Source organism: Enterobacter hormaechei subsp. hoffmannii, assembly GCF_001729745.1.
In the GTDB taxonomy this organism is placed as follows: Bacteria; Pseudomonadota; Gammaproteobacteria; order Enterobacterales; family Enterobacteriaceae; genus Enterobacter; species Enterobacter intestinihominis.
Map to the genome: position 1 here is coordinate 783563 of NZ_CP017186.1, position 26595 is coordinate 810157.

Below are 26595 nucleotides of genomic sequence, written 5' to 3' on the forward strand. Positions count from 1 at the left end.
GCGTCGGGAAGGTTACTTCACGTAGGCGAGCAGGCTGAGTGAATCGCGAGCCAGCGCTTTGCATTTTTTAGCAGTGGGAATGCCAATACCGCTTAAATCACGGTAGCTGTCTTCACCGAGCGCCTTCATGTCGAAGCTGTCGTAGTTGCTGAGGTCCCATTGGTTCTGCTGGGCAAAAAAGACCAGTGCGCGACGAATTTGCCCATTGGGTAAATTCTGGTAACCACAATCGTTTTTCAGAAAAACAAAAACTGCCGTCAGATCGGCCATATCTTCCGCTTCGTTTTCACTTAGCGCGTAACTGTTCGCACACATCGCCATCAGGCTGGCGAACAAAATTGTTCTGAAAAACGTCTTCATTGCCTTTACCACTGCATCACGGAAAATTAACGTTAGCATACTTGATGCCAGGCCGACGATCTTTATTATTGCCGCCGTGCTTGACCTTCCGGTAAGGGGAGGGTTTATGCTCAAAAGATCGCCTGCTGGAAATAAGGAAATGCACATGCAACGTCGTGATTTTTTAAAATTTTCTGCCGCGCTGGGGGTTGCCAGCGCGTTACCGCTCTGGAGCCGCGCCGTTTTTGCCGCCGACAGACCTGCTTTACCCATACCTGAATTACTCGCCGCAGATGCCCGCAGCCGCATTCAGCTTGTGGTGCAGGCCGGTAAAACCACGTTCGGTCAGCACGCCGCCACGACGTGGGGTTATAACGGCAATTTGCTCGGCCCTGCGTTGCAGTTACGCAAAGGGAAGGCGGTGACGGTAGACATTCATAACACACTAGCGCAAGAGACCACGCTGCACTGGCATGGGCTGGAAGTCCCGGGCGAAGTGGATGGGGGGCCTCAGGGCGTCATCAGGCCTGGTGGTAAACGCAGCGTCACCTTTACTCCTGACCAGCGTGCGGCGACCTGCTGGTTCCACCCGCATCAGCATGGCAAAACGGGCCATCAGGTGGCGATGGGGCTGGCCGGTCTGGTGCTGATTGAAGACGATGAAAGCCGCCTGCTGCGCCTGCCAAAACAGTGGGGTATCGACGATGTCCCGGTGATTGTGCAGGACAAAAAATTCAGCGCTGACGGGCAAATTGACTATCAGCTGGACGTAATGAGCGCGGCGGTAGGCTGGTTTGGCGATACGCTGCTGACCAACGGCGCAATCTACCCGCAGCATGCCGCGCCAAAAGGCTGGCTGCGTTTACGCCTGCTAAATGGCTGTAACGCCCGCTCGCTGAACTTCGCCACCAGCGATAAACGCCCGCTGTATGTGGTGGCAAGCGAAGGCGGCCTGCTGCCGGAACCGGTGAAGGTGAGCGAGCTGCCGATGCTGATGGGCGAGCGCTTCGAGGTGCTGGTGGATATCAGCGATGGCAAAGCGTTTGACCTGGTGACCCTGCCGGTCAGCCAGATGGGGATGGCCGTTGCGCCGTTTGATAAACCCCATCCGGTCCTGCGCATTCAGCCGCTACAGATCGCCGCTTCCGGTACGCTGCCGGACGCCCTCACCACGCTACCCGCACTCCCGTCGCTGGACGGGCTTACGCAGCGTAAACTTCAGCTCTCCATGGACCCGATGCTCGACATGATGGGCATGCAGGCGCTGATGAAGAAGTACGGCAATCAGGCCATGGCGGGAATGCACCACGGCCAGATGATGGGCCATATGAATATGGACCACGGTAAAATTGGCGGCATGGGTCACGGCGGCCATGGTTTCGATTTCCACAACGCCAACCGCATCAACGGCAAAGCGTTCGATATGAACACGCCCATGTTCGCCGCCACGAAAGGGCAGTTTGAACGCTGGGTAATTTCAGGCGAAGGCGACATGATGCTGCACCCGTTCCATATCCACGGCACGCAGTTCCGTATTCTCTCTGAGAACGGTAAAGCGCCGGACGCGCATCGCCGGGGCTGGAAAGATACGGTGAGGGTGGAAGGCGGTGTCAGCGAGGTGCTGGTGAAGTTCGACCACGAAGCGCCGAAAGAGTTTGCCTATATGGCCCACTGCCATCTGCTGGAGCATGAAGATACGGGGATGATGCTGGGCTTTACCGTATAAAAAAAGCCGGGTGGCGGCTTCGCCTTACCCGGCCTACATAGGACACCCGAAAGCCCGGTATGCGTTAGCGCCACCGGGCTTTTTCATTACTTAGCGTCGTCAGGCAGTGCATACGCGACAATATAGTCGCCCATCTTCGTGCCAAACGAACCGTGACCACCTGCGGAGATGACAACGTACTGTTTGCCATTCACTTCATAGGTCATCGGCGTTGCCTGTCCACCGGCTGGCAGACGGCCTTGCCACAGTTTTTCACCGTTGGTCATGTTGTAGGCGCGCAGGTAGTTATCTGCGGTTGCCGCGATGAACAGCACGTTACCGGCGGTGGAGATTGGGCCACCCAGCATTGGCATACCCATATTGAACGGCACTGGAACAGGCATCGGGAACGGCATGCTGTCCTGTGGCGTACCAATACGTTTCTTCCAGACGATCTTGTTGGTCTTCAGATCCAGACCGGAGATGTAACCCCAGGCAGGCTGTTTACACGGCAGACCGAACGGAGAAAGGAACGGATTCAGGGTCACACCATAAGGAACGCCATACTGCGGCTGGATACCGGCTTCGGTACCGCTGCCTTTCGCATCTGTCGGCTGCTCCATTGGGTTACCCGGACCACGAGGGATCAGACGGGAAACGAACGGCAGCGCCATTGGGTTAGCGATGGCGACCTGACGGTTAGGGTCAACGGAGATCCCACCCCACTCGAACATTCCCAGGTTACCCGGGAAGACCAGCGTGCCCTGCTCTGACGGCGGCGTGAAGATGCCTTCATAGCGCAGCTGGTGGAACATCACGCGGCATACCAGCTGGTCAAACATCGTGGCACCCCACATGTCTGCACCGCTGAGGTCTTTCTCCGGACGGAAACTCAGATCAGAGAACGGCTGCGTTTTGGTGACGTAGTCGCCTTTGGCCGCACCCTGCGGAACCGGTTTTTCCGGCGCAGGAACAACCAGCTTACCGTTGCTGCGATCCAGCACGAAGATGTTGCCGGTTTTGGCCGGGGCGTAAATCACCGGAACGGTTTTACCGTTAACGGTAATGTCCGCCAGCGTCGGCTGGGACGGCATATCCATATCCCACAGATCGTGGTGAACGGTCTGGTAGCTCCATGCCAGTTTACCGGTCGTTGCGTTCAGCGCCACGATGGAGCTGGCGTAACGTTCCTGCTCCGGCGTACGGTTACCACCCCAGATATCCGGCGTGGTCACGCCCATCGGCAGGTAAACCAGGTCCAGCTTCGCGTCATACGCTGCCGGTGCCCAGGAGTTCGGTGAGTTAAAGGTAAAGGTGTGTTCATCCGATGGGATCGCGTTGGGATCTTTCGCGCCCGGGTCGAAGGCCCACAGCAGTTTACCGGTGTTTACGTCGAAACCACGGATAACGCCGGAGGTTTCGCGGGTAGAGAAGTTATCCGTTACCGAACCGGCAATCACGATGGTTTTATCGGTAATGATTGGCGGGGAGGTCGGCTCATACAGACCCGGCGTAGTGTCCGGCATGTTGGTCTGAAGATTCAGAATGCCTTTGTTAGCGAAGGTTTCGCACAGCTTACCGGTCTCAGCGTTGATGGCAAACAGGCGGCCATCGTTCACCGGCAGCATAATGCGGCGAGGACAGTCGGCAATGACTTCCGGGCTGGCATTATCAGCGCGCGCTTCGTGGTAAGAGACGCCGCGGCAGGTGATGTGCTGGAACGACGGGTTGGAGTTCAGCTGTGGATCAAAGTGCCATTTCTCTTTACCGGTGGCCGCGTCGAGCGCGAACAGACGCTGGTGCGCCGTACACAGGTAGAGCATGTTGCCCACTTTAATCGGGGTCACTTCGTTGGTCAGCTCACCCGGATCGTTTGGCATTTTCAGGTCGCCGGTACGGAATACCCAGGCTTCCTTCAGGTTTTTCACGTTGTCCGCGTTGATCTGCTTCAGCGGGGAGTAACGTTGACCTTCCTGATTACGACCATAGGCTGGCCAGTCGCCGTCAGCCACCTGCGAGATAGCCGCAGCCGGCGTGGATTCAGTGTTCAGCGTACCGTGGATCTCCTGCGGGTCGTTGAATCCGGCCCAGGTCAGGATGCCGCCACTAATCAGCAGGGCAACGATCAGACCGGCTACAGCACCACTGGAAGGGACGATCAGACGACGCCAGACAAACGGCAGGATCAGCCAGATACCGAAGAAGACCAGAATGTCGCTGCGCGGCGTCAACGCCCAGAAGTCGAACCCGACCTCCCAGACGCCCCAGATCATGGTTGCGAGCAGTAACGCTGCGTACAGCCACAGAGCAGATTGTTTTCTGCGTAAAAGCAGGACGGTTACGCCAACCATAACCAGACCCGCAATCGGGTAGTACCAGGAGCCGCCAATCGCGACCAGCCATACGCCACCGATTAACAAATACAGCGCGCAGAATGCGGCAAACGCGGCTGTTAATGTCACCAGTAGACGCGGCTGTTTAGTTTTTGTTTCAGCCATAGAAAAGTACTCGTCAGTTTTGTTAATTATTTGCTAGCAATTAATTATAGGTATTAACAACTGTGATCGGAATCACAAATATTGCTTTTTATAACTCATACGCCAGGGCAATCCATTTACTGGTATAATGGCTGGCTTGCGTATCGATGCCGGAGCGAGAGTCATCCGCATTGAGAGATTTTCACTAAAATCATTTGGTTAGTAATATGAAACATACTGTTGAAGTGATGATCCCGGAAGCCGAGATCAAAGCGCGTATCGCCGAACTGGGTCGTCAAATCACCGAACATTACAAGGACAGCGGCAGCGAAATGGTGCTGGTCGGTCTGTTGCGTGGTTCTTTCATGTTCATGGCAGACCTGTGCCGTGAAGTGCAGGTGCCGCACGAGGTCGATTTTATGACCGCCTCCAGTTACGGCAGCGGCATGTCCACAACCCGTGATGTGAAAATCCTGAAAGATCTGGATGAAGATATTCGTGGCAAAGATGTGTTGATTGTTGAGGACATCATCGACTCCGGCAACACGCTCTCTAAAGTGCGTGAGATCCTGAGCCTGCGTGAACCAAAATCACTGGCGATTTGTACCCTGCTGGATAAGCCTGAGCGCCGTGAAGTGCAGGTGCCGGTGGAGTTCGTTGGTTTCTCCATCCCGGACGAATTCGTGGTGGGTTACGGCATTGATTACGCGCAGCGTTATCGCCATCTGCCGTATGTTGGGAAAGTAGTGATTCTGGACGAATAATTGCGGGCTGATGCCCTCACCCCAGCCCTCTCCCACAGGGAGAGGGTGAAAACCCCCGGCTTTGTTATTTATGGTTCACATGCTTAAGCTTGAGGTTGGCAATTCCCGAGCGGTAACGCTGTTCCAGCGTTTCGCGGTTGGTGGCGGTCACTTCCAGATTGCGCAGCAGACCGTCGTGAATACCGTACGCCCAGCCGTGGATGGAGACCTTCTGCCCGCGTTTCCAGGCAGACTGCATAATCGTCGAGTGGCCCAGGTTATAGACCTGCTCCATTACGTTCAGCTCACACAGGGTGTCGAGACGGCGCTCCTGCGGCATTTCGCCCAGCAGTGAGCTATGTTTGAACCAGATATCACGAATGTGCAGCAGCCAGTTATCGATTAACCCCAGCTCTGTGTTTTCGACCGCCGCCTGCACGCCGCCGCAGCCGTAGTGGCCACAAATAATGATGTGCTCAACCTCAAGAACGTCAACGGCGTACTGCACAACCGAAAGGCAGTTGAGATCGGTATGAATAACCAGGTTAGCCACATTGCGGTGAACAAACAGTTCGCCAGGTTCAAGACCCGTCAGACGTTCGGCGGGGACACGGCTGTCAGAACATCCAATCCAGAGAAAGCGCGGGTTCTGCGCTTGCGCGAGTTTTCCAAAAAATCCGGGGTCTTCCTCCACCAGCATTTTTGACCATAGTGCATTGTTGCTGATGAGTGTATCTATGTCGTTCATGGAGGTTAGCGACCTGTAACCAAGTGATTGCGTTGCGCTACTATAGGGTAACCCGACTTTTAATGAAACCACACAACGTGTGTCAGAACTTAAGGTAAGTTGAATTCATGGCGATTGCACTGGAGCTTGAACAGCTCAAAAAAACCTACCCGGGGGGCGTTCAGGCGCTGCGCGGGATAGATCTTAAAGTCGAAGCGGGAGATTTCTACGCGCTTCTGGGGCCGAACGGGGCGGGGAAATCCACCACCATCGGGATCATCAGCTCGCTGGTCAACAAAACCTCCGGCCGCGTCAGCGTGTTTGGCTACGATCTGCAAAAAGATGTGGTCAACGCCAAGCGTCAGCTGGGGCTGGTGCCGCAGGAGTTCAACTTCAACCCGTTTGAGACGGTACAGCAGATTGTTGTTAACCAGGCGGGTTACTATGGCGTTGAGCGCAAAGAGGCGCTTGAGCGCAGCGAAAAGTATCTGAAACAGCTCGACCTGTGGGAGAAGCGTAACGAACGCGCGCGGATGTTGTCCGGGGGGATGAAGCGCCGCCTGATGATTGCCCGCGCGCTGATGCACGAGCCAAAGCTGCTTATCCTTGATGAGCCGACTGCTGGCGTGGATATTGAACTGCGTCGTTCCATGTGGGGCTTCCTGAAAGATCTGAACGATAAAGGCACCACCATCATTCTGACCACGCACTATCTGGAAGAGGCGGAAATGCTGTGCCGCAATATCGGCATCATTCAGCACGGTGAGCTGGTGGAAAACACCTCGATGAAGAATCTGCTCTCCAAGCTCAAATCAGAGACCTTTATCCTCGATCTGGCGGCGAAAAGCGCGCTGCCGAAACTGGAGGGCTACAACTATCGCCTGGTTGATACCTCGACGCTGGAGGTAGAAGTGCTGCGCGAGCAGGGTATCAACAGCGTGTTCTCACAGTTGAGTGCGCAGGGCATTCAGGTATTAAGCATGCGTAACAAAGCAAACCGACTGGAAGAGCTGTTTGTCTCTCTGGTGCACGACAAACAAGGAGACAAGGCATGACGCATCTTTACTGGGTCGCGCTGAAAAGCATCTGGGCAAAAGAGATTAACCGCTTTATGCGTATCTGGGTGCAAACCCTGGTGCCGCCGGTGATCACCATGACGCTCTACTTCATCATTTTCGGTAACCTGATTGGCTCCCGCATTGGTGAGATGCACGGTTTTACCTATATGCAGTTTATCGTGCCGGGCCTGATCATGATGGCGGTGATCACCAACGCTTACGCGAACGTAGCGTCGTCGTTCTTTAGCGCCAAGTTCCAGCGCAACATTGAAGAGCTGCTGGTGGCCCCGGTGCCAACGCATGTGATCATCGCCGGTTACGTGGGCGGCGGCGTAGCGCGCGGGCTGTGCGTGGGGATTCTGGTGACGGCGATTTCGTTGTTCTTCGTCCCGTTCCAGGTGCATTCGTGGCTGTTCGTGGCGCTCACATTATTGCTGACGGCGATCCTGTTCTCCCTCGCCGGGCTGCTGAACGCGGTGTTTGCTAAAACGTTTGATGACATCAGCCTGATCCCGACCTTCGTGCTGACGCCGCTGACCTATCTGGGCGGGGTGTTTTACTCCCTGACGCTGCTGCCGCCGTTCTGGCAGGCGCTGTCGCACCTGAACCCGATTGTCTACATGATCAGCGGCTTCCGCTTTGGCTTCCTCGGCATTGCCGATGTCCCGCTGTTCACCACCGTTGTGGTGCTGGTGGTGTTTATCGTGGCATTCTATCTGCTGTGCTGGTATCTGATCCAGCGCGGACGCGGGCTGCGTAGCTAACCTTCTGCCCGGCGACGTTCTGTTTGCCGGGCACTTTCTTTGACAGTTATCACCGTAAACTAACCTTCACCTGGATAAACTACTCGCCTGCTAAGGAGAGACGTTATGCTGGGATGGGTGATCACCTGCCACGATGAAGAGGCACAGGAAATGCTGCTTAAGCTGGAGGCCCGATTTGGCCCCCTGGCGCAATGTCGTGCGGTAAATTACTGGCGAGGGCTGAGCACCAATATGCTCAGCCGGATGATGTGTGACGCGCTGCATGAAACCGACACCGGCGATGGCGTGATTTTTCTCACTGACAGATCCGGCGCGGCGCCATACCGTGCGGCTGCCCTAATGAGCCATAAGCACGATAACTGTGAAGTAATCTCCGGTATCAGCCTGCCTTTACTCGAAGCGATGTATCCGCTGCGCGCAACGTTGAGCAGCGCTGAGTTTCGTCACGCCATTGTGGCGCAGGGCTCGCCGGGCGTGAGCAGCTTGTGGCACCAGCAGCAGAAGAACCCGCCTTTTGTTCTGCTTCACGATCTGTATAAGCATTAAACATTGGTATTGATGCCGCTTTTGTTACAATGGCGGCTGATTTTCTGTGTCGATTTATATTCCATGCTCAAGCGCGTTATCTTTATCCTTCTGCTCGTGGTTTCCGGTGGTGCGTCTGCCAGCCTGACCAGCCAGCAAGGCCTTCCTGCTCAGTATATGCAAACCACCGAAGATGCGGCCATCTGGGCGCAGGTGGGAAATGCCGTTGTGAATGTGGGGAATGTCCGCGCCGGGCAGATCCTCGCTGTCTTTCCGGCCGCGGCGGATTACTATGAATTTCGTTTCGGATTCGGTACGGGGTTTATTGATAAAGACCACCTTGAAAAAGTTCAGGGCAAACAACGCGTTGAGGATAGCCTGGGTGACTTGAACAAGCCGCTCAGTAATCAAAACCTCATTACCTGGAAAGACACGCCGGTGTATAACGCCCCCAGCAGCGGAAGCGCGCCCTTTGGCACCTTAAGCGCTAATCTTCGCTATCCGATTCTGAATAAGCTGAAAGACCGCCTGAACCAGACCTGGTTCCAGATCCGTATCGGTAATCGTCTGGCATGGGTAAGCAGCCTGGATGCGCAGGAAGATAACGGGCTACCGGTTCTGACCTACCATCATATTTTGCGTGATGAAGAGAACACCCGTTTTCGACATACCTCCACGACGACCAGCGTACGTGCGTTTAATAATCAGATGGCCTGGTTACGCGATCAGGGCTATACCACGCTGACGATGTACCAGCTTGAAGGGTACGTACGTAACAAGATGAACCTGCCCGCGAAAGCGGTGGTGATCACTTTTGATGATGGCCTTAAATCGGTGAGCCGCTATGCGTATCCGGTGCTAAAAGAGTATGGCTTCAACGCGACGGCGTTTATTATTTCATCCCGAATCAAAGGCCATCCGCAGAAGTGGGATCCAAAATCGCTGCAGTTTATGAGCGTTCAGGAAATTAAGGGCATCCAGGATGTGTTCGACATTCAGTCTCACACTCATTTCCTGCATCGCGTGGATGGCTATAAACACCCCATCCTGTTGAGCCGTAGCTATCACGTGATCCTGTTTGATTTTGAACGCTCACGTCGTGCACTGGCGCAGTTCAACCCGCGCGTGTTGTATGTGTCTTATCCGTTTGGCGGCTATGACAATAAAGCGATAAAGGCAGCGAATGACGCTGGTTTTCATCTGGCAGTGACGACGATGAAAGGGAAGGTGAAGCCGGGGGATAATCCGTTCCTGTTGAAGCGTTTGTATATCTTAAGAACGGATTCACTGGAGACGATGTCGCGGCTGATCAGTAATCAGCCGCAGGGATAGCGGTTAGTCGTATGAAAGGGTGAATACGCCGGTGGCTTTAAACGACCCCGGTTTCACTGTGTTTCCGTTTGCTACCAGTTGAGCAACATAATTAATTTGCTTGGATTCAGGGGTTTGGTAATCCGTTATGACATAGGATGAGTCAGGATTATTCGGCAGAAGTTGAGAGGTTCCGTTATACATGATTTTCACGCCTGCGCCCTCAGCTCCGGACGAAAGCGTATTACCAAGAAGATCATTATTTTTTCCGGTTAGCTTTGAGGTGGTGAGTTTGGTTGTGATATTTGCCACACCGGTACAATTGCTTAAGCTAATGGAAAAAGGGATATCCTTAACCCGATTGTTTTTAATGTCTGAAACATAATATTCTCCCAGGTTAACATTATTAGTACCATCCGATAGCATGGCCATGTCGCAGGTTGGAAGAACGATCGGGATCTGGAATGAGTCCTCGTTGACCACAAATGTCCATGGTCGGTTGTTAGTATCATCTGGATTACCAATAGCCATTTTACCCAGAGTGCCGGGTTTGGGTCTGATTGCGGTTTCTTTGTTCGGGTTGCCTCTGTAACCTTCATCAATATAAATTTGAACTGAGGTGTTTATCCATTTTCTATCCCAGGGGTCAGACTTACCTGAGGATGCAACGGTAGTCCAGCCAGTAGTATTCATAGCGAAGTAACCACCCATGCCTCCATCGCTTTCTGCGGTGTGCACCCTTACGGAATAATAAATCCCCGGAATATTTGTTTCAAACATAGCCCTGCCATAACTGCTCCCCATCAGCAAGGTCGGGTTTGTTTGTGACACGAGGTTAAAACCATCGTCCCCCATACCACATTCGGCCTGAATGCCTGGTGTCAGGTTAACGTTAAAAAGAGTACTGGCATAATTACCCGGAGGGGGAAGACGTACGGTGCCACCTGAGTAGTCAGAATTGATCAGCGTGGTTGTGCCGCCTTTTCCATTATTCATGCGGCACTCATCTGCCCAGCAGGAGTGGCTGAGGGTTAATAACGCGCTCGCCATGGCAAACGCCATTGTGCCTTTCACGTTGAAACCCTGTCTTATAAAGTTGAACATTCTCATCCTTTTTCCTGTTCTGATTATTATTCGTAAGTGACGTCAACCAATACTTTACTGGTAACGACACCACCAGCCACTACGCCAATATTTTGATATCGGGCATAGAACTGATAATCCGTTAAAAATGCAGTATCCTGACCGCTTACGTCAAAAGTGATTTTTGACGTGCCGTCGTTGTTTAAAACATTCTTTTTATATTTTTCTGAGAAAACGACGACGCCGACATTTTTTGCCGCGCCTGCGGCGGTATCATCACTTTTGAAAACCTGATTTTGTCCTGGCCAGAAACCCGACTGCGGCGAAAAGCTAAAACTCAGCTTTTTAGCCGTACCGCTGTCTCCATAGCAATCATCTACATGGATCTTAAAAGGCGTACCGCCTGCATCATCGGTTGCAGTAAAACGATCGCTACCATCCGGGTTATAAAACCAACTGCGCATCGCATTGGGGAGATAAATTTCGCCGTCATTTTCCACGGTCATCTTACAGGTGCTATTAACAATGTTAGCGGTAATATTTACGTCTAATCCTGAGCTTGCCTGGCTTACGCCAGGCAAGATGCCACCAGCCAAGCCCATAAGCAACACAAGACCGGGCTGGTATAAAGTGAACGGTGATTGTTGCATACTGGTTCCTGGTCTTATGGATAAGCGATAGTAAACGTGACTGGCGCAGTAACCGCCCCCGCGCCAACATCAGCAATGGTTTGGCCTTGCCCGATAACGATACGGGAATTCATCGGGAATTCACCGGTACCATCAGTAATGGTGACATCCTTAGCAGCCGGAGGCGTGTTACAGCTCATAAGCTCGCCAGTATCGACAACACCCGACCAGATCTCAAAGCCCGTTGCTAAGCCGCCAGAGTAAGAATCACCCGTCTTGTTGACGCCACTGCATTCACCACCAGCGCCTTTCGCAGCGGACACCGTTGCCTTGGTTACTCCAGAACAGTTGGTGAAACTAATCTTGAGCGGCTCGACTCGGGTTTTGTTCACCAGATCGGATTTGTATACGTCGCCGAACGCAATTTCAGTGGAGGCTGTGCCTGCATCGTTAAGTACTTTTGCGGTACATGTGCCTGATACAATTTTTGATTTAATCGTTAATTCGACACTAGGGGTGCCTGTAATAGCTGCGCTTGCCATTCCCGAGAACAGAAGAGCAGAAACGGACAGGGCGATAAAAGTAGAATTGAATTTCATAATGTTGCTCCGTTTTCCTGCACTAATCACTCGTAGATAAATTCAAAGGTCGCCACGGCCTGAAAATCACCTATGGTCATCCTGTTTTCCTGTGTTTCACGTAAGGTGGCCACCAGAGCAACTTCCTTATTCTGGATTTCTGTTGGACTCCAGACCAGGCGCTCGTTATCGTCCTCAGAGTTAATGATAAACGGGGCATCCGGTGCGCTGGCTCTGGCAATCTCAACAGCAGAGAAGTCTGCACCTCCGTCGATTTTTTGTATTTGGTTAACAAGGCCTGAGTATAAATATCCAGATCTTGTTCCCGATACTTTGGTTTTCAATGAGGTCAGTGATGCCGGGCATTCAACGAGCACGATTTTGAAATTGGCATTTGCCGTTCCGGCTTTGACATCATCTAAACGTACCTGACCGTTATTACCGATAGTCAGCGTTTGCTGCGTATCTGAACCCGTACCGCCGACCAGTTTCATATCGCAGGTGGTTTCGCGGATATTGGCAGTGAAGTTAACATTGAGATCGGCTGCCGCAGCAGAACCTGACATCGCTAACATTGCTAATGCGATTAATGAATAACCGCAATGATTTTTCTTCATATTATTTCCCATGGGTGTGATTCCCTGTTTTAATATCATTACATTTGGCACTGTTGATTACTCAGAATCGTGGTTAAGCCTGCTTTCTTCGCATTTTCAGGAATCTGATAATGCACCGTGCAAGAGCTGGATCCATCGCTTCCCCATACCACCCGGAGAGCGCCTTTGTCTTCCACACCGCGTACATAAGCTTGTCCTGCCTGGCCTACCGTTCCGATAGATTCGTTTTTCTCATTCAGAACGTCTGCACCTAGCGGAATAAAGCCGTTATCAGATCGTTGTAATTCCAGAACAAGCGAACGACCTTCATCCGTTTCAAAATTCACTAATACAACGGAGCCATTGCGAGGTACGGCAACTGCGCTGGTATTTTTGATTTCAACGTCTGCTTCGAGAGTGCTGATATCGAGCGATACTCGGTTTTCTCTGTAGGCTGACATATACGGCATAATCCCGTACCCGGAACTGTTAATGCGGCTTTGGCCGTAACCCAGCCGAGCACCCGTTGCGCCACTTGCTTTTACCAGTGCAAGTGAATCCGTTTCGCCGATACTGCCGGATGTAAATACAACGCCACCCGAGTGGACAACCATTCCGCCGTTATAACTCGCGGAATACTGTTTACTATTGTCATCGCCAAAGGACGCTGAGACACCGAGCGGCCCGTAAGGACTGTTCCATGAGCTATAGCCACTGACCTGGTTCAGGTTGCCGTAGTTGCCCCCGCTTGATGAGGCGCTTACGGAATAGCTCACTTCACTGTTTTTGGAGTTGCCGCTTGCCGTAGAGTTAAAACTGGTACCGCCTTTTAAATCAGTGCGCAGGCTCATGTTGACGTTATTAAATCCGCCTGACTGCGCGCTATCTTTATTGAATATGCTGAATGGAATACTGACGTTTAAATAAACGCTGTCATCCTTTTCCCCTGTTTCGTTGTACGTGCGTTGCACAGAAACGCTATAGCTACCGTAAGCAAAACTATTGTTGTAACCCACGCTGTAGTCGGAAGTGGAGCTAGAGTCATTCCAGTAATCCTGCCAGGTGCCGCTAATATAGAGTGAGCCGTATTCATCACCGTTAACATTCAATGGCTGATTCAGGCTGACCTGTATCTGGTTTTTGGTACGCTGATAATCAGCATAAAGCTCGGCATTGCTGTCATAAGATCGATTGCCATATTCCTCGTGATGAATACTGTCCTGCAATGAGGCGGCATCGTTAAGGCTGAGATAATCTTCTGTAGAGAAGCGATAAGCTGCCACGTTAAGAGATGTGTTAGTAGCTTCAAGCATTTTGCTGTAGGTCAGCCGATAACTTTGCCCTTTAAGCGTGTCCAGCCCGTCGATATCGGCATAGGACCCGGTAACATCTAATGCGAATGCACCAATACGGGTATTCATAGCCAGACCAAGCAGGCCGGCGTAGAAATCCATATCCGTATATTGCGCACCCACGTAACCGGTAAAGGTATTATTCAGACCATACGCGTAAGTTGCGTAGCCAACGTTTGGCTTATCGTGCAATGAATCATCATTCAGCTCACCTAAACCCACATCCCAGCGGCTGGAGCCTGGGCGGAGCATTTGTGTAACTGAGGAGAACGGAATGGTAAACGTCCGTTTACTTCCATCGGCTTCCTCTACAGTGACAATCAAATCATTGCCATAGCCTGTTGTACTGAGGTCATTGATCTCGAAAGCACCGGGTGGAACGGTGGTTTCATAAATTTTATTGCCGCTTTGCGTTACGCTAACCTTGGCGTTACTGTTTGCCACACCACGAATTACTGGCGCGTAGCCAGAGGTGCCTTCCGGGAGCATGCGGTCATCGTTATACATACGCGCACCACGCAGGCTCACCGAGTCAAAGACATCACCGCGTGTGTAGGAATCACCCATTACCATCTGTGCGTTAAGTGGTGTGATGTCTCGCTGGAGGTAGATATCCTGGCTGGAATAATGTGTGCCATTATCGCTGTCCCAGTTCAGACTGCCGCGAGAACGTAAACGCCACGGCCCCACGTTCAGGCCATAATGCAAGCCCGCATAAGCGGTATCTGAATTGGTGCCGTTTGACTCGCTGTGCCAGGTATTAAGATCGTATGAGAGTAATCCGGCCGGAACACCATTATCCCATAATGAAGGATCGACATACCCTGCTGGAAGCTTAAGCACGTAGATTTGCGGGAAATTAAGATCCATTTCCTGCTTGCTACTATCAAAATTTTCAGAAGCACCGGGATAATATTTTTTGATATCTACGCAAGACGTTTCGTCGTTTTTGACATCATCGCCTAATATGCTGGTATCAACGCCTGCCTGTGTCAGCGTGAGTTTAGTCAGACATGCTGAGGCACGTGGCGTTTTGTTATCAATGAATGTCATCTCGACCGTGGATTTTGAATTGCCATTCAAATTCACTTTTACACGGTAAGTACCTGGCAGAACTGGGTTGCCATAAGCATAACGATCGACATTGATACCTCCACCATTATCGATAAGGAACTGGTCATTAAATTCAATGGCCGATTCTGTTTCGGATGAGGTGTCTACAGCTTTTTTTTCAGTCTCGCTGGCATGCAGAGGAAATGCTGCACAGATTGCGAGACATAAAATTGATCGTTGAAATAGCATGCTTCATCCAGACAAGTCGTCGTATGAATGCTATGAATCATTCATACGTGTTATATTTATAATGTGGCGGTGGTGCGGTTATTAATTTACTTTGGTTTCAAAAGTATCAGAGCCGCCATTGTCATTAATGGTTTCGTAAGCAACAGTGCCGGTGGCAGTACTACCTAAACCTTTTACCTGCATAATTTGAGTACTAAACGGTAAAATAGATTTATGCTCAACCTGGTACTCTTTATTTGCTGATTTCAGCTTTACATTTGAAATAGAAACGTTGTAAGGGGAATCATTGTGTGCGATCAGGTTTAGCGTATTACCTTGTTTTTGTTGTGACCACGTTACTTTGGCTGCTGCATCTCCTGGCGTACCTTTCAGGCCGTCAGGTCGGAAAAAGAGTTTAATACGTGTGCGGAATGCCAGCTGGAGCTGGTTAGGATTTTCACCGTCTTTCACTTTTGACTTCGGTGGAATCTCGAGCACATTGAACCAGAATAGGGATTCGCGATCTTGCGGCAATGAACCACCCAGGTACGAGATCCGAACGGATTGACCTTTTTGCGGATCAATTCGGGATACTGGTGGAGTAATAATAAACGGTAGTTTTAATTCCTGTGGATTGGTGTCATCGCGACCGTCATCGAGCCATGATTGAACTAATAGTGGCTTTTTGCCACGGTTGTCTAAAGAAACGATGACATCTTTTTGCGACTGCTGATAAACAATACGTGTTCCCGAAATAACGATATCTGCGCTTGCCTGGAATGACGCGACAGCAGCAGCTGTAAAGCAGGCAGCTTTAAATCCTTTATAAAATGATGTGCTTAACATTTTTCCACTTCCTGTTGGAATGATATCAATAGTCCCCTGACGTACGTCAGGGGAAAATATGAGCATTTTATTTATGCGCTTAAAATTACTCGTAGATCATGGTGAATGCAGCTTGTGCCTGAACCACACCAGCTGACACTGGGTTGTTGGCCGCATCCCAGTTCTGACCCTGGGTATACGCTACACGGTAGTAAAGTGCGCCTGCGCCTGTGGTATCAATCGTTGCTTTCTGGGTATTGTTGGTCTGATCCAGTTTGATCTGATCGGTAGCGGAGTTGCCATCGTTTGACAGTACCAGATTGACGTTTTTAGCGGCGCCTTGAGTATTTGATGGTGGAACCAGCAGACCGCCGGAAGTTGAAGAAGAACCCGCCCAGGAATCAAACTGAGCAGATGCCTGGTTGACGGTAGCAGAATCACAACCTGTCAGGGTGAGGGAGAATTTCTTTTCTCCCAGGGTGCTGGTGGTACCCAGCGCATTAGCGAAGTCTTTTACAAACACGGTATCCAGGTTAACGTCAAAATCATTACCATCCTGGTCAATCTTCTGATCCAGGGATACTTTACAGGTGTTATTAGAAACCATACCGTGGAAAGTAATAGTGCCTGTATCTGAAGGAATATCAGCTGCCATTGCAGAACCCGCACTCAGAACCATTGCTACTACAGTTGCCAGACCTAATTTATTAAAAGACATTTTTTATATCCATATTTAAATGCTAGAAAAGTGAACATAAGCAAGGCTTATGTTCGTTCCGAACAGATGCTTCGGGAAAAGGATTCTAAGTGATGAGTAATGGTTGTGAGAAGCCGTTAGGCGTTAGAAATACTTAAACGATCTTTAAGTCAATATGATTATTTAATAGTGAATGATAATAATTGTTCATCATTTTGATGAGCAGGTGTTCGGCAGGGTGACTTGAATATATTAATAAAAATATATAAAAAGAACGCTATTCATTTTAATTATGTATAAATTACCCAACCTATTTGTCGGGTAATTTATAACAGTACTATTGGCTTAGGCAACCTGAACCGGAATTGCCTTCGCAATACGTTTCATTTCATTATCGCCTTCAAAGTATGCCACTTTTGGCTGCCAGCGACGTGCCTCTTCGTCAGACATCATCACAAAGCTGGCAATAATGACGATATCACCCACGTCCGCGCAGTGCGCCGCTGCCCCATTAACGGAGATGATTTTAGACCCGCGTTCAGCGGCAATCGCGTACGTTGAAAAGCGTTTGCCGTTATTAACGTTCCAGATATCAATAGCTTCGTTTTCGAGAATACCCGCCGCGTCGAGAAAATCCTGGTCGATCGCGCAGGAGCCTTCATAGTGCAGGTCGGCCTGGGTGACTTTCACACGGTGAAGCTTACCTTGTAGCATTTTGCGAATCATTACGTTTACCTTTCACTTCCGGGTAGTAAAACTACGCCAGTTCAATCACTTTGTTGTCGATAAGGCGGGCCTGGCCGAGCCAAGCCGCCACCAGAATTACCGCACGTTTGCTGGTATTTGAGAGTTCCAGAAGCGTATCGGCATCCCGAATTTGAACGTCGTCAGCACGAAGACCTTTCTCGTTCAGCGCCTGTTCAGCCAGAGCGATGATTTCTTCTGCGGTTAATTCTTTTGCCAGCAGTTGCTCTGCCATGGTATTCATGACTTTGCTTAAGCCTGGCGCAATTTTACGCTGTTCCGCAGTCAGATAGCCGTTACGGGAGCTAAGCGCCAGGCCATCTTTCGCACGTACAATCGGCACGCCGACAATCTCTATGTCGTAGCCCATATCGGCAACCATTTTGCGGATCAGCGCCAGCTGCTGGAAATCTTTCTCGCCAAAGCAGGCGATGTCCGGCTGCACCAGGTTAAACAGCTTGCTGACGATGGTGGAAACGCCGCGGAAATGGCCCGGACGGCTGGCACCCTCCAGCATGGTCGAAATACCCGGTACGTCGACGTAGGTCGCTTCAGTGGTACCCTGAGGATAAACATCTGCGGGGGCCGGTGCGAAGACGATATCCGCATGACGTTTTTTGAGCTTCTCGCAATCTTCCTGCAAGGTACGTGGATAGCGCGCCAGGTCGTCTTCGCGATCGAACTGCATCGGGTTAACGAAGATACTGACTACCACGATATCTGCACGGGCTCTCGCTTCATCGACCAGCTTCATATGGCCGTCGTGCAGATTGCCCATGGTCGGGACGAGGGCGATACGTTTACCTTCCTGACGTGCACGGCGGATATGCTGGCGCAGCAGCGGCAGAGTTTCTATGATTAGCACACCTGGACTCCTTAATGGAAACTGTGTTCTTCGCCCGGATACACGCCGGACTCAACCTCGGCAATATACTGCCGCACAGCAGCACGCATGTCGCCTGCTTCTGTCAGGAAATTTTTAGCAAATTTTGGAATGTGACCGCCGGTGATCCCGAAGGCGTCGTGCATGACCAGAATCTGGCCATCGGTGACGTTGCCCGCGCCGATGCCGATCACCGGAATCGACAGCGCCTCAGTGATACGCTTAGCCAGCTCAACCGGCACACACTCCAGCACCAGCAGCTGTGCACCAGCGGCTTCCAGCGCCAGGGCATCATCAAACAGCGTCTGCGCCGCATCGCCACGCCCCTGAACTTTATAACCGCCAAAGATATTCACGGATTGCGGCGTCAGCCCTAAGTGCCCGCAAACTGGCACGGCCCGTTCGGTGAGCATTTTCACCGTATCGACCAGCCAGTCGCCGCCTTCGATTTTGACCATATTGGCGCCGGCGCGCATCACAGTTGCCGCATTTTCAAAGGCCTGTTCCGGGGTGGCATACGCCATAAACGGCAGATCGGAAAGTAGCAGGCAGGCGGGCGCACCCCGGCGCACGGCGCGGGTATGGTAAGCAATATCCTCGACCGTGACCGGCAGAGTGGAATCATGTCCTTGTACCGTCATCCCTAACGAGTCTCCGACCAGCATGACGTTGATCCCTTCTTCGGCAAACAGTTTTGCGAAGCTGTAGTCATACGCGGTGATAGTGGCGAAGCGTTTCTTTTCCTGTTTGCATTTCTGCAATAAGGAGATGGTAGTTGGTTTCATACTGTTTCCTGATGGCCCAAAAGCGGATCTTTGCGCATTCTAACAGTAACATTCGAGGGAACAATGATTTTAGGCAATCGATTAACCATATTTAACACATGGCTAATCGGGGGTGACACGGGATTACCAGCGGACCGGTTTTTCCGCGTTGAGACTTTGCAGAACGGCGTTCAGCGAGGTGCCGTCAGGGAAGGTGAGATCGGGGGCGACTTCAAACAGCGGCCAGAGCATAAACGCACGGTTTTTCATGTCATAGTGCGGAACGGTGAGGCGCTCGGTGTTAATCACCTTGTGGCCGAAAAGCATAATATCGAGGTCGAGCGTGCGCGGTCCCCAGCGTTCGGCTTTACGTACGCGACCCTGCTGTAGCTCAATACGCTGGGTATTATCCAGCAGTGTTTCTGCGTCAAGGGCTGTTTCCAGCACCACGGCGGCGTTCAGATAATCAGGCTGATCCTGCGGGCCGAGCGGGGGCGTACGGTAAAAGGAGGAGACCGCCACGATATGGCTTTGCGGGATCTCCCCCAGCGCCTGAACGGCAGCGTTAACCTGCTCAAGCGGAGAGGCCAGATTGCTGCCGATGGCAATATACGCAAGGGTCATGCTGTGCCTTCACGACGCGGCGCGCGCTTGCGCGGGCGACGGTGACGACGGCGCGGTGCCGGCTCGTCATCGAGATCCGTGAGCATATCTTTTTGCTCCGGTGGTGCAGAGACCTGAAATTCTCCCCACCACTGCGCCAGACGCTGTAGCTCCTGGTTTCTTTCGACTTCAGCACGCAGAGAGAGCAAATCGAACGCGGCGCGGAACTTAGGATGCTCCATCAATTTCCAGGCACGTTTACCCTGACGGCGGGACATACGCAGCTGAAGCTGCCAGATATCACGCACCAGCGTGGTAATACGTTTAGGGATCGCCAGCGTGCGACAGCCTTCGTCCAGCACGTCGTTTGCCGCCAGCGCGAACGCATCATAATAGGCGAGGCCGCTCTCCTGGGTAATGCGCTGCGCCGTTTCCAGCAGCGGATACCAGAACATGGCCGCGAACAGGAACGCCGGATTCACGCGCATATCGTTATGAATACGGGTATCCGTGTTCTTCAGCACCTGTGCAATCATCCGCTCCATTGCGCTGTCACCGTTTTCGGTGAAGTAGCGGGTAATGGTCGGGAACAGCGGCTGGAACAGGTTGTATTCACGCAGCAAATTGTAGGTTTCAAACCCGTAGCCTGCCTGGAGCAGCTTTAACGACTCCTCAAACAGACGGGCAGGGGGGACGTCGTTAATCAGCGTCGCCAGGCGCGGGATCGGCTCTGCGGTTTCCGGGCTGATACGCATGTTTAGCTTGGCGGCAAAACGCACGGCGCGCAGCATCCGGACCGGATCTTCGCGATAGCGCGTTTCCGGCGTGCCGATCAGGCGAATCAGGCCGTCTTTCAGATCCTGCATACCGCCGACGTAATCGCGTACGGTAAAATCCGCCACGCTGTAGTAAAGGCTGTTGATGGTGAAATCGCGACGCTGAGCATCTTCTTCAATAGAGCCAAAGATGTTGTCGCGCAGCAGCATGCCGTTTTGGCCGCGCTGGGAAGTTGTGCGATCGTTGATGCCCGCTTCGTGGTGACCGCGGAAGGTCGCCACTTCAATAATTTCCGGCCCAAACATCACGTGCGCCAGACGGAAACGGCGGCCAACCAGACGGCAGTTGCGGAATAATTTACGCACCTGTTCAGGCGTGGCGCTGGTCGTCACGTCGAAATCTTTTGGTTTTTTGCCCAGCAGTAAATCGCGCACCCCGCCGCCGACGAGATAGGCCTCGTAGCCTGCTTTATTCAGACGATAGAGCACCTTGAGGGCATTTTCACTGATATCTTTGCGGGAAATATTGTGCTGCTCACGCGGAATGACCGACATGTGTGGCTGTGCAATAGCATCATTCGCCATGCTCTCTTCGCGGCTCAGCACTTTACGGCAAAAATTAGCGACTCGGGTAAAAATAGTACACCTCGTAGTGTGTTTTGTTATCAAAAAAGCGGCTAATCATAGCTCAGCGCAACGCATTTGAGAATGCTGGATTTTTGGCACGGCCATAAGCGTCCAGTCAGCAATGGCCGTTTTCAACAATTCATCCAGACTCAGATCCTGCCATTCCTGCGTTACATTCTGGTTGAGAAATCGCAGCGCGTCGATCAATACCGGGCGCGGATCGCCGTCAGGCAGCGCCGGGGCATGATTCTGTTTTGACAGCTTACTCCCCTGTTCATTGACCGCCAGCGGCAGATGGATGTAATCCGGCACCGTCCAGCCAAACTGCTGGTAAAGCGATATTTGCCGCACGGTAGGCTCAACCAAATCCGCCCCACGCACGATTTCCGTGACGCCCTGGAAATGGTCATCGACAACCACCGCCAGGTTATAGGCAAACAAGCCATCGCGACGGTGAATAATAAAATCTTCACGCGCCAGACGATCATCCGCCTGAATGGTTCCTGAGAGGACATCGGTAAACTGCGTCACCGGAGCGCGCTGTATCAGCCGTACGGCGGCATTCTCAGGGCCGTTGTGCCGCGTACGGCAGTGGCCGTCGTAAACGCCACCCACGCTCTGAATTCGCGCACGCGTGCAGGTGCAGTTATAGGAAAGGCCCTGTTCAGCAAGCCACGCCAGACGTTCACGGTAGGCATCATGGCGTTGAGACTGCCAGAGTACGTCGCCGTCCCAGTGAAGACCGTAATGTTCCAGCTGACGCAGAATAGTTTCTGCCGCACCGGGAACTTCACGCGGAGGATCGATATCTTCAATGCGAACCAGCCATTTACCCTGACGGGCGCGAGCCTGTAGGTAGCTGCCGAGCGCGGCAATTAATGAGCCGAAGTGTAATTCACCGGAGGGAGATGGCGCAAAGCGCCCGATATAGTGAGATTCAGACATATCAACGGTAACAAGGCGGGAGAAACTCCCGCCTTAGCAGAGTAGTGAGAGGGAAGGCGTTAGCCAGCCATCTGTTTTTCGCGGATTTCTGCCAGCGTTTTACAGTCGATGCACAGATCGGCTGTTGGACGCGCTTCCAGACGACGAATACCGATTTCAACACCGCAGGATTCGCAGTAGCCAAAATCTTCGTCCTCGACCTTTTTCAGCGTTTTCTCGATCTTTTTGATCAGTTTGCGCTCGCGGTCACGGTTACGCAGTTCGAGGCTGAACTCTTCTTCCTGAGCGGCACGGTCGACCGGATCCGGGAAGTTAGCAGCTTCATCCTGCATATGTGTAACGGTGCGATCGACTTCATCCCTGAGTTGATTACGCCATGCTTCAAGAATACGCTTGAAGTGCGACAGCTGGGCTTCGTTCATATACTCTTCGCCCGGCTTCTCTTGATACGGCTCCACCCCAGCGATGGCGAGAATACTCAGGGACGATGTTTTACGGTTTTGCCCTTCTTGCATGTTGCTTCTCCTTAACACGCACTATCGATCCCCGTGTTGGGGGAAAAATCAGGTCGCTATAAATAGCAGATGCTTTTCCGTATGGCAATTATCTAAACGTAACACTTGACAACCCTGTGAGGAAAAGCGTATTTGCGCACGCGGCCAGAACACTTATTAGTCAATCGTCTAATCCCTTATAGGACAATGGGAAGAGAGGATCTCAGAGTCATATTATCGGCAGAAAGTTCCGCTTTATAAGCGAAAATCTCTACCCCCTGCTTTTGTGCCTCATTCAACAATTGCGCGTATTTAGGATCAATATGACGGGCCGGGGAAAACCGTTCAATGGCTGAATGCAGAACCGCAAACAGCAACACGGCGCGCTTGCCCGCCGCCGCTACACTCATTAGCTCCCGCAGATGCTTCTGGCCACGTAGCGTTACCGCATCCGGAAAGAAGCCGTTTTCCTCTTCCGCTAACGTCACTGATTTCACTTCAATATAGCACTCAGGGCGGTCTTCCGCCTGTAACATAAAATCAATTCTGCTGCTTTCATCGCCATATTTCACTTCGCTTTTTTGCGTGCCGTAACCCACCAGTTCAGGAAGGATTCCATTTGTCAGGGCTTCCTTAACCAGCTGATTTGCGCGCAGGGTATTAACGCAAATAAATGCCCCGCTTTGCGTCTCGGTCATTTCCCAGGTATGAGGATATTTGCGTTTAGTATTTTCTGATGTGGAATACCAGACCGTGTCACCCGGCGTGGCGCAACCGGTCATGGCGCCGGTGTTAGGACAATGCAGCGTGAGCGTTTCGCCCTCAGGCGTGATCACGTCAGCGAGAAAGCGTTTGTAACGCTGGATCAGCGTGGCGGGCTGGAGTGCAGGGCTAAACTTCATCAGGATTCCTTAACGTGTCGCCCAGCGTCCAGCGCTGGAGCGGAGTGTAGCGGGTGCGTCCTTGTACAAAGGCAGATTCGTACAGCGCAAATTCATTCACCTGAAAGGACCAGTGAAAGCCCGGTGGCGGGATGGCAACAGCCTGACCCGCATCGCGCAGCAGGGTAATGTGGGGATGAAACGGCTGCGGGCTCTGATAACAGCCGCTGCGCGCGGCCTGTGCCCGCAGCATATTTGCGAGCTGGAGCAGTCCGCGAGGGGGCTGCCGCGTCCCCAGCCAGACCACCCGAGAGCGCAGCCATTGCCCGGCATCGTCAAGATGCAGCGTAAAACCCGGCTGAGAAATGCGTCCGGCCATTGCGCTTAACGCGCGCTGCTTTTCTGCGCTCACCTCGCCAAGAAAAGCTAACGTCAGGTGCATATTGGCGGCGACGACAGGGCGGCCCGCTTCCGCGGGGAAGTGGCTGGCGCGCCAGCGAACAATTTGCCGTTGAAGCGTGGTGGGTAATTCAATGGCGAAGAATAGCCGTTTTGACTCAGACATGCGCAAGACTCGGTAATGATATGCGCCGATGCTACAATGTACGCCGATTAATGTTAACCCTCTGGAGCCGTAAGTGTCCTCTTTGCCCGTCGCCGTCGTCCTTCCTGAGCTTCTCGCAGCCTTAGAACATGCGCCACAGGTTTTGCTCAGCGCGCCTACCGGAGCGGGTAAATCCACGTGGCTGCCCCTGCAAATTCTGCGCGAGGGGAGCATCAGCGGGAAAATTATCCTGCTGGAACCGCGCAGGCTGGCGGCGCGCAATGTGGCGCAGCGCCTGGCGGAACTGCTGAATGAAAAACCGGGCGAGACGGTAGGGTACCGGATGCGCGCCGAAACCTGCATTGGCCCGTCTACGCGGCTGGAGGTGGTCACTGAAGGCATTCTTACCCGTATGCTGCAAAACGATCCGGAGCTGAGCGGCGTCGGGCTGGTGATCCTTGATGAATTTCACGAGCGCAGCCTCCAGGCCGATCTGGCCCTTGCGCTGCTGCTCGACGTTCAGCAGGGGCTGCGCGACGACCTTCGGCTGCTGATTATGTCGGCGACGCTGGATAACGAGCGGCTCCGGCAGACGCTCCCTGACGCGCCGATGATCTCCTCTGAAGGGCGTGCGTTCCCGGTCGAGCGCCGCTTTCAGCCGCTGCCTGCCCATCAGCGTTTTGACGAAGCCGTTGCCATCGCCACCGCCGAATTGCTCCGTCAGGAACCCGGCTCGCTGCTGCTGTTTTTACCCGGCGTAGGCGAAATCCAGCGCGTACAGGAGCAGCTGGCATCCCGGGTGAGCAGTGACGTTATGCTGTGCCCGCTCTACGGCGCGCTGCATTTGGCTGACCAGCGCAAGGCGATCCTTCCCGCACCGGCGGGGCAGCGCAAAGTGGTACTGGCGACCAATATCGCCGAAACCAGTTTGACCATCGAAGGCATTCGCCTGGTGGTGGACAGTACGCAGGAGAGGGTGGCCAGTTTTGATCCGCGTACCGGGCTGACCAGGCTACTGACGCAGCGCATCAGCCAGGCCTCAATGGTGCAGCGCGCAGGCCGAGCAGGGCGTCTTGAGCCGGGTATTTGCCTGCATTTAACCAGCGCCGAGCAGGCGGAGCGTGCGGCATTGCAGAGTACGCCTGAGATTTTACAAAGCGATCTCTCCGGGCTGGTAATGGATCTGATGCAGTGGGGCTGCCCGGACCCTGACCAGCTCACCTGGCTTAATCCTCCGCCTGTTGTGAACCTTTCCGCCGCGCGCAGCCTGCTGACCCAGCTTGGCGCGCTGGAAGGCGAGCGACTGACGGCGCGCGGCCAGAAAATGGCGGCGCTGGGCAACGATCCGCGTCTGGCAGCGATGCTGGTGGCAGCACAAGGCGACGATGAAATTGCCACGGCGGCAAAACTGGCGGCTATTCTTGAGGAGCCGCCGCGCGGTGGCAGCAGCGATCTGGGACAGGCCTTTTCACGCCAGCAGGGAAACTGGCAACAGCGCGCGCAGCAGTTGTGTCACCGCCTGAAGAGCCGGGGAGGATCGCCCGACAGCGATAAAGTTATCCCTCTTCTGGCCCAGGCCTTCCCGGACAGGATCGCGCGCCGTCGCGGGCTGGATGGTCGTTATCAACTGGCAAATGGGATGGGCGCGATGCTGGACAGCGATGATGCTCTGACGCGTCATGAATGGCTGATCGCGCCGCTCTTACTCCAGGGTAGTCACTCCCCGGATGCGCGCATCTTGCAGGCGGTTGCCGTAGATATTGACGCCCTGACGCGTACCTGCCCGCAGCTGCTTCAGCAATCTGACATTGTCGAATGGGATGATGCCCAGGGCACGCTGAAGGCGTTCCGTCGTAGCCAGATTGGCAAACTGACGCTCGGGACAAAACCGCTGGCGAAGCCGTCGGAGGAAGAGTTACACCAGGCGATGCTGAACGGCATTCGGGAAAAAGGGCTGAGCGTATTGAACTGGACGCCTGAGGCTGAACAATATCGTATACGTCTGCACTGCGCCGCGAAGTGGCTGCCGGAACAGGGGTGGCCAGCGGTGGATGATGAGACGCTGCTCGCGACGCTTGAACAGTGGTTGTTGCCGCAGATGAGCGGCGTACACTCCCTGCGCGCCCTTAAGGCGCTTGATGTTAAGGCAGCGTTACAGAATTTACTGGACTGGTCGTTACGTCAACGTCTGGATAGTGAACTGCCTGGGCATTACACTGTGCCAACCGGGAGTCGGATTGCCATTCGTTATCATGAGGATAATCCGCCAGCGCTGGCGGTTCGGATGCAGGAGATGTTTGGTGAGGCCACCACGCCGTCCATCGCTGAAGGGCGCGTGCCGTTAGTGCTTGAGCTGCTTTCGCCTGCGCATCGTCCCTTGCAGATCACCCGCGATCTGGGTGCGTTCTGGGCGGGGAGCTATCGTGAAGTGCAGAAAGAGATGAAGGGGCGATATCCCAAACACGTCTGGCCGGACGATCCGGCGAATACCGCGCCGACACGGCGCACGAAGAAATATTCGTAATGGGGGAGTGCGGCCTGAAAGGTAAAGTGCGGCCTGATGCCCTCACCCCGGCCCTCTCCCACAGGGAGAGGGAGAAAACACTAAAGACTTTCCTGTCAGGAAAGTCTTGCTGTTTATTTT

General features: G+C 53.0%; 26 protein-coding genes. 7 read left to right on the forward strand and 19 right to left on the reverse strand.

Annotation, left to right across the window (positions count from 1 at the left end):
• Positions 1 to 12: 12 nt before the first annotated feature.
• Positions 13 to 360 carry a YacC family pilotin-like protein gene (locus tag BFV65_RS03640; RefSeq protein ID WP_003856306.1) on the reverse strand — a complete coding sequence of 116 codons (348 nt, stop codon included), beginning with the start codon at positions 358 to 360 and terminating at the stop codon, positions 13 to 15.
• Positions 361 to 505: 145 nt separating this feature from the next.
• Between BFV65_RS03640 and cueO the strand changes: the two genes are divergently transcribed.
• On the forward strand, positions 506 to 2065 hold the full coding sequence (gene cueO, locus BFV65_RS03645) for a multicopper oxidase CueO (protein ID WP_069596242.1): 1560 nt from the start codon (positions 506 to 508) through the stop codon (positions 2063 to 2065).
• Between the two features lie 86 nt (positions 2066 to 2151).
• Here the strand turns inward: cueO and BFV65_RS03650 are convergent, their stop codons facing one another.
• Positions 2152 to 4542: a glucose/quinate/shikimate family membrane-bound PQQ-dependent dehydrogenase gene (locus BFV65_RS03650; RefSeq protein ID WP_069596243.1), complete on the reverse strand. Its 2391-nt coding sequence runs from the start codon at positions 4540 to 4542 to the stop codon at positions 2152 to 2154.
• Between the two features lie 206 nt (positions 4543 to 4748).
• Here BFV65_RS03650 and hpt point away from each other — a divergent pair, with 206 nt between their 5' ends.
• Positions 4749 to 5285, forward strand: a complete 537-nt coding sequence (hpt, locus tag BFV65_RS03655) for a hypoxanthine phosphoribosyltransferase (protein WP_003856303.1) — start codon at positions 4749 to 4751, stop codon at positions 5283 to 5285.
• 64 nt (positions 5286 to 5349) lie between these two features.
• Here hpt and can read toward each other — a convergent pair whose 3' ends face one another.
• A complete protein-coding gene (gene can, locus BFV65_RS03660) occupies positions 5350 to 6012 on the reverse strand; it encodes a carbonate dehydratase (protein WP_003856301.1) in 663 nt (220 codons plus the stop codon).
• A 107-nt stretch (positions 6013 to 6119) separates the two neighbouring features.
• Here can and BFV65_RS03665 point away from each other — a divergent pair, with 107 nt between their 5' ends.
• The 4 genes from BFV65_RS03665 to BFV65_RS03680 all read left to right on the forward strand — a co-directional run bounded on the left by BFV65_RS03665 (position 6120) and on the right by BFV65_RS03680 (position 9670).
• Positions 6120 to 7046, forward strand: coding sequence for an ABC transporter ATP-binding protein (locus BFV65_RS03665; RefSeq protein ID WP_003856300.1), 927 nt, complete (start codon positions 6120 to 6122; stop codon positions 7044 to 7046).
• Complete coding sequence (locus BFV65_RS03670; protein ID WP_022647074.1) at positions 7043 to 7813, forward strand: ABC transporter permease; 771 nt, start codon at positions 7043 to 7045, stop codon at positions 7811 to 7813. Before BFV65_RS03665 ends, BFV65_RS03670 begins: the two co-directional genes overlap by 4 nt.
• A 105-nt stretch (positions 7814 to 7918) precedes the next feature.
• Positions 7919 to 8359, forward strand: coding sequence for a PTS sugar transporter subunit IIA (locus tag BFV65_RS03675; RefSeq protein WP_022647075.1), 441 nt, complete (start codon positions 7919 to 7921; stop codon positions 8357 to 8359).
• 63 nt (positions 8360 to 8422) lie between these two features.
• Positions 8423 to 9670: a polysaccharide deacetylase family protein gene (locus BFV65_RS03680; protein WP_032670914.1), complete on the forward strand. Its 1248-nt coding sequence runs from the start codon at positions 8423 to 8425 to the stop codon at positions 9668 to 9670.
• Between the two features lie 3 nt (positions 9671 to 9673).
• Here BFV65_RS03680 and BFV65_RS22810 read toward each other — a convergent pair whose 3' ends face one another.
• The 16 genes from BFV65_RS22810 to thpR form a co-directional block, all read right to left on the reverse strand.
• A complete protein-coding gene (locus tag BFV65_RS22810; RefSeq protein WP_050483641.1) occupies positions 9674 to 10759 on the reverse strand; it encodes a fimbrial protein in 1086 nt (361 codons plus the stop codon).
• A 20-nt stretch (positions 10760 to 10779) separates the two neighbouring features.
• On the reverse strand, positions 10780 to 11382 hold the full coding sequence (locus tag BFV65_RS03690) for a fimbrial-like protein (protein ID WP_069596244.1): 603 nt from the start codon (positions 11380 to 11382) through the stop codon (positions 10780 to 10782).
• Positions 11383 to 11396: 14 nt separating this feature from the next.
• A complete protein-coding gene (locus tag BFV65_RS03695) occupies positions 11397 to 11960 on the reverse strand; it encodes a fimbrial protein (RefSeq protein WP_023299346.1) in 564 nt (187 codons plus the stop codon).
• Between the two features lie 26 nt (positions 11961 to 11986).
• Positions 11987 to 12556, reverse strand: a complete 570-nt coding sequence (locus tag BFV65_RS03700) for a fimbrial protein (RefSeq protein WP_032671560.1) — start codon at positions 12554 to 12556, stop codon at positions 11987 to 11989.
• A 38-nt stretch (positions 12557 to 12594) separates the two neighbouring features.
• Positions 12595 to 15189, reverse strand: coding sequence for an outer membrane usher protein (locus BFV65_RS03705; protein ID WP_069596245.1), 2595 nt, complete (start codon positions 15187 to 15189; stop codon positions 12595 to 12597).
• Positions 15190 to 15270: 81 nt separating this feature from the next.
• Entirely contained in the window at positions 15271 to 16014 is a 744-nt protein-coding gene (locus tag BFV65_RS03710) for a fimbrial chaperone (protein WP_069596246.1), read from the reverse strand.
• An 85-nt stretch (positions 16015 to 16099) separates the two neighbouring features.
• Positions 16100 to 16711 (reverse strand): fimbrial protein, encoded by a 612-nt coding sequence (locus BFV65_RS03715; RefSeq protein ID WP_023299349.1) that lies wholly within the window; start codon positions 16709 to 16711, stop codon positions 16100 to 16102.
• 324 nt (positions 16712 to 17035) lie between these two features.
• Positions 17036 to 17416 (reverse strand): aspartate 1-decarboxylase, encoded by a 381-nt coding sequence (gene panD / locus BFV65_RS03720; protein ID WP_022647084.1) that lies wholly within the window; start codon positions 17414 to 17416, stop codon positions 17036 to 17038.
• Positions 17417 to 17447: 31 nt separating this feature from the next.
• Complete coding sequence (gene panC / locus BFV65_RS03725; RefSeq protein ID WP_069596247.1) at positions 17448 to 18299, reverse strand: pantoate--beta-alanine ligase; 852 nt, start codon at positions 18297 to 18299, stop codon at positions 17448 to 17450.
• Between the two features lie 11 nt (positions 18300 to 18310).
• Positions 18311 to 19102, reverse strand: a complete 792-nt coding sequence (panB, locus tag BFV65_RS03730) for a 3-methyl-2-oxobutanoate hydroxymethyltransferase (RefSeq protein WP_022647086.1) — start codon at positions 19100 to 19102, stop codon at positions 18311 to 18313.
• Positions 19103 to 19225: 123 nt separating this feature from the next.
• On the reverse strand, positions 19226 to 19705 hold the full coding sequence (folK, locus tag BFV65_RS03735) for a 2-amino-4-hydroxy-6-hydroxymethyldihydropteridine diphosphokinase (RefSeq protein ID WP_023305457.1): 480 nt from the start codon (positions 19703 to 19705) through the stop codon (positions 19226 to 19228).
• Complete coding sequence (gene pcnB / locus BFV65_RS03740) at positions 19702 to 21099, reverse strand: polynucleotide adenylyltransferase PcnB (protein WP_071892880.1); 1398 nt, start codon at positions 21097 to 21099, stop codon at positions 19702 to 19704. The genes folK and pcnB overlap by 4 nt, the downstream gene beginning before the upstream one ends.
• 42 nt (positions 21100 to 21141) lie before the next feature.
• On the reverse strand, positions 21142 to 22032 hold the full coding sequence (gluQRS, locus tag BFV65_RS03745; RefSeq protein ID WP_022647088.1) for a tRNA glutamyl-Q(34) synthetase GluQRS: 891 nt from the start codon (positions 22030 to 22032) through the stop codon (positions 21142 to 21144).
• Positions 22033 to 22091: 59 nt separating this feature from the next.
• Entirely contained in the window at positions 22092 to 22547 is a 456-nt protein-coding gene (gene dksA / locus BFV65_RS03750) for an RNA polymerase-binding protein DksA (protein ID WP_001155232.1), read from the reverse strand.
• 176 nt (positions 22548 to 22723) lie between these two features.
• Positions 22724 to 23428 carry a DNA/RNA nuclease SfsA gene (gene sfsA, locus BFV65_RS03755; protein ID WP_023299353.1) on the reverse strand — a complete coding sequence of 235 codons (705 nt, stop codon included), beginning with the start codon at positions 23426 to 23428 and terminating at the stop codon, positions 22724 to 22726.
• On the reverse strand, positions 23418 to 23972 hold the full coding sequence (gene thpR / locus BFV65_RS03760; protein ID WP_003856249.1) for an RNA 2',3'-cyclic phosphodiesterase: 555 nt from the start codon (positions 23970 to 23972) through the stop codon (positions 23418 to 23420). Before thpR ends, sfsA begins: the two co-directional genes overlap by 11 nt.
• Positions 23973 to 24045: 73 nt before the next feature.
• Here thpR and hrpB point away from each other — a divergent pair, with 73 nt between their 5' ends.
• The gene (hrpB, locus tag BFV65_RS03765) at positions 24046 to 26475 is read left to right on the forward strand and encodes an ATP-dependent helicase HrpB (protein WP_069596248.1); all 2430 of its coding nucleotides are present in this window, start codon (positions 24046 to 24048) and stop codon (positions 26473 to 26475) included.
• Positions 26476 to 26595 lie beyond the last annotated feature (120 nt).

Coding starts and splice junctions, on each gene's coding strand:
- BFV65_RS03640 (WP_003856306.1), bottom strand. CDS start 360: ATGAAGACGTTTTTCAGAACAATTTTGTTCGCCAGCCTGATGGCGATG.
- cueO (WP_069596242.1), top strand. CDS start 506: ATGCAACGTCGTGATTTTTTAAAATTTTCTGCCGCGCTGGGGGTTGCC.
- BFV65_RS03650 (WP_069596243.1), bottom strand. CDS start 4,542: ATGGCTGAAACAAAAACTAAACAGCCGCGTCTACTGGTGACATTAACA.
- hpt (WP_003856303.1), top strand. CDS start 4,749: ATGAAACATACTGTTGAAGTGATGATCCCGGAAGCCGAGATCAAAGCG.
- can (WP_003856301.1), bottom strand. CDS start 6,012: ATGAACGACATAGATACACTCATCAGCAACAATGCACTATGGTCAAAA.
- BFV65_RS03665 (WP_003856300.1), top strand. CDS start 6,120: ATGGCGATTGCACTGGAGCTTGAACAGCTCAAAAAAACCTACCCGGGG.
- BFV65_RS03670 (WP_022647074.1), top strand. CDS start 7,043: ATGACGCATCTTTACTGGGTCGCGCTGAAAAGCATCTGGGCAAAAGAG.
- BFV65_RS03675 (WP_022647075.1), top strand. CDS start 7,919: ATGCTGGGATGGGTGATCACCTGCCACGATGAAGAGGCACAGGAAATG.
- BFV65_RS03680 (WP_032670914.1), top strand. CDS start 8,423: ATGCTCAAGCGCGTTATCTTTATCCTTCTGCTCGTGGTTTCCGGTGGT.
- BFV65_RS22810 (WP_050483641.1), bottom strand. CDS start 10,759: ATGAGAATGTTCAACTTTATAAGACAGGGTTTCAACGTGAAAGGCACA.
- BFV65_RS03690 (WP_069596244.1), bottom strand. CDS start 11,382: ATGCAACAATCACCGTTCACTTTATACCAGCCCGGTCTTGTGTTGCTT.
- BFV65_RS03695 (WP_023299346.1), bottom strand. CDS start 11,960: ATGAAATTCAATTCTACTTTTATCGCCCTGTCCGTTTCTGCTCTTCTG.
- BFV65_RS03700 (WP_032671560.1), bottom strand. CDS start 12,556: ATGAAGAAAAATCATTGCGGTTATTCATTAATCGCATTAGCAATGTTA.
- BFV65_RS03705 (WP_069596245.1), bottom strand. CDS start 15,189: ATGCTATTTCAACGATCAATTTTATGTCTCGCAATCTGTGCAGCATTT.
- BFV65_RS03710 (WP_069596246.1), bottom strand. CDS start 16,014: ATGTTAAGCACATCATTTTATAAAGGATTTAAAGCTGCCTGCTTTACA.
- BFV65_RS03715 (WP_023299349.1), bottom strand. CDS start 16,711: ATGTCTTTTAATAAATTAGGTCTGGCAACTGTAGTAGCAATGGTTCTG.
- panD (WP_022647084.1), bottom strand. CDS start 17,416: ATGATTCGCAAAATGCTACAAGGTAAGCTTCACCGTGTGAAAGTCACC.
- panB (WP_022647086.1), bottom strand. CDS start 19,102: ATGAAACCAACTACCATCTCCTTATTGCAGAAATGCAAACAGGAAAAG.
- folK (WP_023305457.1), bottom strand. CDS start 19,705: ATGACCCTTGCGTATATTGCCATCGGCAGCAATCTGGCCTCTCCGCTT.
- gluQRS (WP_022647088.1), bottom strand. CDS start 22,032: ATGTCTGAATCTCACTATATCGGGCGCTTTGCGCCATCTCCCTCCGGT.
- dksA (WP_001155232.1), bottom strand. CDS start 22,547: ATGCAAGAAGGGCAAAACCGTAAAACATCGTCCCTGAGTATTCTCGCC.
- sfsA (WP_023299353.1), bottom strand. CDS start 23,428: ATGAAGTTTAGCCCTGCACTCCAGCCCGCCACGCTGATCCAGCGTTAC.
- thpR (WP_003856249.1), bottom strand. CDS start 23,972: ATGTCTGAGTCAAAACGGCTATTCTTCGCCATTGAATTACCCACCACG.